6 protein-coding genes and 1 pseudogene are annotated in these 4,131 nt (G+C 73.9%); 4 read left to right on the top strand and 3 right to left on the bottom strand.

Going from position 1 to position 4,131, the window contains the following annotated elements; genetic code table 11:
- The 3 genes and pseudogenes from FV223_RS21690 to FV223_RS21680 all read right to left on the bottom strand — a co-directional run.
- The coding region (locus FV223_RS21690; RefSeq protein ID WP_147728938.1) for a DUF2163 domain-containing protein at nucleotides 1-391 on the bottom strand (391 nt) is incomplete at its 3' end.
- 13 nt (nucleotides 392-404) lie between these two features.
- Nucleotides 405-1,046: a DUF2460 domain-containing protein gene (locus FV223_RS21685; RefSeq protein WP_147728937.1), complete on the bottom strand. Its 642-nt coding sequence runs from the start codon at nucleotides 1,044-1,046 to the stop codon at nucleotides 405-407.
- Between the two features lie 14 nt (nucleotides 1,047-1,060).
- A pseudogene (locus FV223_RS21680) lies at nucleotides 1,061-1,342 on the bottom strand (phage tail tape measure protein); the annotation flags it as partial.
- 6 nt (nucleotides 1,343-1,348) lie between these two features.
- On the opposite strand from FV223_RS21680, the gene FV223_RS30700 reads away from it, so the two are divergent.
- The 4 genes from FV223_RS30700 to FV223_RS21665 form a co-directional block, all read left to right on the top strand.
- A complete protein-coding gene (locus FV223_RS30700; protein ID WP_187276202.1) occupies nucleotides 1,349-1,522 on the top strand; it encodes a hypothetical protein in 174 nt (57 codons plus the stop codon).
- A 50-nt stretch (nucleotides 1,523-1,572) separates the two neighbouring features.
- A complete protein-coding gene (locus FV223_RS21675; protein ID WP_147728936.1) occupies nucleotides 1,573-2,151 on the top strand; it encodes an NAD(P)H-dependent oxidoreductase in 579 nt (192 codons plus the stop codon).
- A gap of 78 nt (nucleotides 2,152-2,229) precedes the next feature.
- Nucleotides 2,230-2,568 (top strand): hypothetical protein, encoded by a 339-nt coding sequence (locus tag FV223_RS21670; protein ID WP_147728935.1) that lies wholly within the window; start codon nucleotides 2,230-2,232, stop codon nucleotides 2,566-2,568.
- Between the two features lie 260 nt (nucleotides 2,569-2,828).
- On the top strand, nucleotides 2,829-4,131 hold a 1,303-nt coding region (locus tag FV223_RS21665; protein ID WP_147728934.1), incomplete at its 3' end, for an RNB domain-containing ribonuclease.

Raw genomic sequence — 4,131 nt, 5'->3', positions numbered from 1 at the left:
CCAGGCCCCGCACCTCCGCGACGAAGGCGTCGCCCGCCCGGCGGATCTCGCCGAGCGTGCCGACGTCGAGCAGCAGGCGGGTGTCCGGGTCGGTCCAGTCCACCAGCCAGGTCTCGATCCCGGCGCCGTCGTAGAGGCCGCCGGCGATGTCGGCCTCGGTCAGCCCGAGGCTCGCGAGCGCGCCGGAGACGGCGAAGCCGAGCTCGGCCGCGGCTTCGGCCGCTTCCAGCCCGGTGCGGGCGGCGTAGGTCAGGCCCGCCACGGCGAGGTCGCGGTCGTGGTCGGTGAAGCCGAGGGCGACGCCGTCGCGGCGGCGCAGGGCCCAGCATCGGCAGAGGGTGGTGACCCCGCCGGCGCGGTGGGCGGCGAAGGCGGGCGGCAGGTCGCGCATGGTTCCGAACTCCCTACGGCACGATCTCGACGAGCGGCACCTTCGGGATCTCGCCCGCGGCGAAGGCTTCGAGGTTGACGACGAGGTCGTCGGTGTCGAACCGGACCGGCACGTCGAAGGCGAAGCCTGCGGTGATCACGGCGCCGGCCGCCGGCACCGAGCCGGCGCCGAACACGACCAGCCCGGTCGCGGGATCGCAGGCGAAGCCCGCGGCCGCCACCTCGATCCCGGCGACCGCCACCCGCACGCTCCCCGCGACCGGCTTGGCGATCGTCCGCCGGTAGGGCGTCGGCCCGGCACCGTAGGTCTTCGCCAGAGGGAAGGCGGCGGTCGCGCCGTCGCCGATGCCGAGGCGCTGGTCGGTCGGCGTTGGCACCCGGCCCGGCGGCCCGGAGCGGAAATCGGCCCGGTCGCGGTAGCGGAAGCCGTAGAGCCGCCCGCGCCGCTCCTCGAAGAAGCCCAGAACCGCATGGAGCGTGTCGAGCGAGCGGATGCCGAAGCCGGCATCGTAGCGCCGGCGCGAATCGGCCCAGCGGCTGTTGCGGTGCTCCCGCCCCGAGGCCAGCGTGACGATCTCGGTCAGCCGGCTCGGGCCGCCGCTGCCGCGCAGCGCCACGTCGAGGGGAAAGGACACCTCGTGGAAATCGTCCGGCATCGGTCCTCCTCCGATCATAGCGCCCGCTGGCCGCGCGCCACGGCGCGGGCGAGGCTCGCGGTCACCTGCGCCTCGGACTTGCGGAACGAGGTTGCGTCCGGCGTGGCGATGTTGACGGTGACCGCGACGGGCCGGCCGCCCGATCCGGCGCCGACCCCGAGGCGGCCGTCGGGGCCGCGGCGCAGCGGCAGGATCGCCTCGGGGCCGGCCTCTCCCATCAGGCCGGTGCCGCCGCTCATCGGGAAGTAGGTCGGCGCCGCGACGACCCCGCCGCCGGCGAAGGCCCGCACCCGGCCGGCGCGATGCCCGATCTCGGCTGCCGGCTGGCCGGCCTCACCCTCACGCACCCCGATCCCGACCGGATCGCCGCCCTGTACCGGACGCTTCGGCTCGCGGACGCGCCGGCGGTCCGGGCCGGGGCGTTCGGCTACCGCGCCGAGATCGCGACGCCCCACGGCCTGCGCGTGCTATCCTGACGGGCAGCGCGATCGGCGCGTCGTTCCGGCCCCCTGCAGGAGATTGTCCCATGGCCCTCGTCTGCCCGGTGATCCTCGGCTCCGTCCGCTCGGACCGGCAGGGTCTTCGCGTCGCGCGATTCCTGATCGCCGAGCTGGTGCGGCGCGGCTGGGAGGCGCCGCTGGTCGACCCCGCCGAGCTGCAGCTGCCGCTGCTCGACCGGATGTACAAGGAGCACCCGAAGGACGAGGCGCCGCCGAAGCTCGAGGCGCTGGCGGCGCTCTACCGCCGGGCCGACGCGTTCGCCGTGGTCTCGGCCGAGTACAACCATTCGGTGCCGCCGGCCCTGTCGAACACCCTCGACCACTTCCTGGAGGAGTATTACTGGCGGCCCTCGGCGATCTGCTGCTACTCGGCCGGGCAGTACGGCGGCGTGCGCGCGGCGATGCAGCTTCGGGCGATGCTGGCCGAGCTCGGCATGCCGAGCATCCCCTCGCTGCTGCCGGTGCCGCGGGTCGGCAAGGTGCTGGACGAGGCGGGCACGGCCGCCGAGCCGTGGCTGACCAAGGCCGCCGGCAAGTTCCTCGACGAGCTGGCCTGGTACGCCGAGGCGCTGAAGGCCCAGCGGCAGAAGGGCACGCCGTACTGAGCGCCGAGTGGCACCGCGATTGCCACGCGCCGGGGACCGCGGGTCGCAGGACGGGCGTGGCATCAACGAGAGCTGGGCATGAACGAGAGCGTGGAACGGGTCCGGGACGCCCTGGCCGAGCTGATCAAGGCGGCGCTGATCTCCGACGACCGGACGAGCCTTGCCTGCCGCGACGCGGCGCGGGAGAAGCTCGCGGCGCTGGCGGCCGACCCGCCGGAGGCGGCATCGCTGCGCATCGACGGCGCCTGGACCCTGGCGATCAAGGCGGCCGAGGCGCCGGAGCTCCAGCCGGCCGAAGGCCAGGTGAACCTGACCCTGCCTCGGGCCGCGCCGTTCGCCCTCGAGGACCTGATCGCGCCGGGCTTCGACGTGGACGCCGCCGTCGAGACGATCCGCAAGTCGGCCTCCACCGGCTAGAGCATCGTCCGTGATCCAGGGATCGCGGACGATGCTCTGTCCTGTCGTGAGGCCGTATTGTCTTCACGCGGGCCGGGATCCGCCCCGCTTGAAAATGCTCACCGAGCGGAGACCGGCGACCGACGCCTGTCGAGGGCCGGCGGCGCCGATGTTGCTCCGGATCGGGCGCAGCACCATGTTGGGGAACAGACGCGCGGTCCTCGATCGCGATCCCCGAACAGAACCGTCGCCGCGCGCGGCGCGAGCGAGCTGAACAGCCTTTGGCCAAACGCATCAACACCCAGGCGGGGGAGCCGTCCCTCCCCTCGCGCGAGCAGATCGTCGCCTTCATCGCGCAGGCGACCGACACGGTCGGCAAGCGCGAGATCGCGCAGGCCTTCGGCATCAAGGGCGCCGACAAGATCGGCTTGAAGCGCATCCTCAAGGAGATCGAGGAGGACGGCGACATCGCCCGCGGGCGCGGCGGCCTGTCGAAGGCCGGGCGCCTGCCGCCGGTGGTGCTGGCCGACATCCGCTCGCGCGACCGCAACGGCGACTTCCTGGCGTTTCCCGCCGAGTGGGATGCCGGCAAGGGCGATGGGACGGGCAACGGGACGGGCAAGCCGCCGACCATCGTGCTCCACGCGCCGCGCGGCGGCCGCAAGCCGCGGGGCCTGACCGCCGGCATCGGCGACCGCGCCCTGCTCAGGGTCGAGCCCGACGGCGCCGACGGGCGCTACACCGGCCGCGTCGTCAAGGTGATCGGAAAGAACAAGGCCGAGATCATCGGCGTGTTCCGCGAGGGCGCCCAAGGTGGCCGCATCGTGCCGGTGGAGAAGCGCTCGCAGGGCCGCGAGATCCTGATCCCGCCCGGCGAGGAGGGCGAGGCCCGCGAGGGCGACCTCGTCAGCGTCACGCTGGAGCGCGAGACCCGCTTCGGGCTGCCGCGCGGCCGGGTGCGCGAGCGCCTCGGCTCGCTCGGTTCCGAAAAGGCGGTGAGCCTGATCGCGCTGCACCTCCACCACATCCCGCACGTGTTCGCGGAGGCGACGCTGGCCGAGGCCGACGCGGCCAAGCCCGCCACGATGAAGGGCCGCGAGGATTGGCGCGACCGCCCGCTGCTGACCATCGATCCGCCCGACGCCAAGGACCACGACGACGCGGTGATGGCGCAAGCCGACGACGACGCCGGCAACCCCGGCGGCTTCGTCGTCACCGTGGCGATCGCCGACGTCGCGGCCTACGTCCGCCCCGGCTCGGCCCTCGACCGCGAGGCGCTGGAGCGCGGCAACTCGGTCTACTTCCCCGACCGGGTCGTGCCGATGCTGCCCGAGCGTATCTCCAACGACCTGTGCTCGCTCCGCGAGGGCGAGGACCGCCCGGCGCTGGCGGTGCGGATGGTGGTCGCCGCCGACGGGACGAAGCGCAAGCACACGTTCCACCGGGTGATGATGCGCTCGCGCGCCAAGCTCTCCTACGCCCAGGCGCAGGCCGCCATCGACGGGCACGGCGACGACGCCGCGAATGCGCTGCTCGACACGGCGCTCCGCCCGCTCTGGGCCGCCTACGCGGCGCTCCGCGAGG

It is taken from the genome of Methylobacterium sp. WL116 (assembly GCF_008039455.1).
GTDB lineage: Bacteria > Pseudomonadota > Alphaproteobacteria > Rhizobiales > Beijerinckiaceae > Methylobacterium.
Note: the sequence above shows the minus strand (reverse complement) of the source record. Positions and strands in the feature narration are given on the sequence as shown.